Origin of the sequence: Leucobacter sp. M11 (assembly GCF_035726885.1) — a bacterium.
Lineage (GTDB): Bacteria > Actinomycetota > Actinomycetes > Actinomycetales > Microbacteriaceae > JAPFRB01.
Genome location: NZ_JAPFRB010000004.1, coordinates 500,278 through 501,247 on the forward strand (window position 1 = coordinate 500,278; position 970 = coordinate 501,247).

General features: G+C 72.2%; 1 protein-coding gene. It reads left to right on the forward strand.

Features of this window, described 5'->3' with window-relative positions; all coding sequences use genetic code 11:
* The coding region (locus OOT08_RS14555) for an aldo/keto reductase (protein WP_325093507.1) at nucleotides 1-970 on the forward strand (970 nt) is incomplete at both ends.

Here is a 970-nt window from a genome sequence, read left to right on the forward strand (position 1 = left end):
GATGGCGGACGCCCCGGCCGAGCGTCGGCCCGTCACCGACCGGGCGCTTGGCGACTCCGGCATTGACGTGTTCCCCATCGCCCTCGGCACGAGCGTTTTCGGCTGGACCGTGGACCGGGGGATGAGCCTGCGCATCCTTGACCGCTTCAGCGAACTGGGCGGCACCCTCATCGACACCGCCGACAACTACGCGGCCGGGCAGAGCGAGGTCATGATCGGCAACTGGATGCGCTTCCGGCGCTCCCGGGACGCCGTGCGCATCGCGACGAAGGTGGGCCGTGGCTCCGAGTACCCGGGTCTCAGCCGGGCCGGGATCATCGCCGCCGTCGACGCCTCCCTGGAGCGGATGCGCACGGACCGGATCGACGTGCTCTACTTCCACCTCGACGACGAGGGCACCCCGCTGGAGGAGAGCCTCTCCGCGGCGGGCGAGCTGATCGCCGCCGGGAAGGTGCTCTCCCTCGGTGCCTCGAACTTCCGCGCGCACCGCCTCATGGAGGCCCGCGTGCTCACGGCCTACGGGCTGCCCCGCTTCGAGAGCATCCAGGAGCACTACAACATGATGCGTCGGGCCGAGGTCGAGGGCGACATCGCGCTCGTGGCCCAGGCGCAGGGACTCAGCGTCCTGCCGCACTTCGCCCTCGCGCACGGCTTCCTCGCCGGGGAGTACCGCCGCCGCGCCGACGGGATCGGGAACGCCCGCCGCGCCCGCGCCGGGCAGTACCTGAACCGCCGCGGCATGCGCGTGCTCTCCGTGCTCGACCGGATCGCCGCCCAGCAGGGCGTCTCGAACGCCCAGATCGCGCTGGCCTGGCTGCACGCGAAGCCCGGCGTCGTCGCCCCCGTGGTGAGCGCCGACACCCTCGCGCACGTGGACGAGATGATGTCCTCGCCCGCCATAGAGCTCACCCCGGGGCAGCTGGAGGAGCTCGATCGCGTCAGCGCCGTCACCCGCTCCACCTCGCGGGAC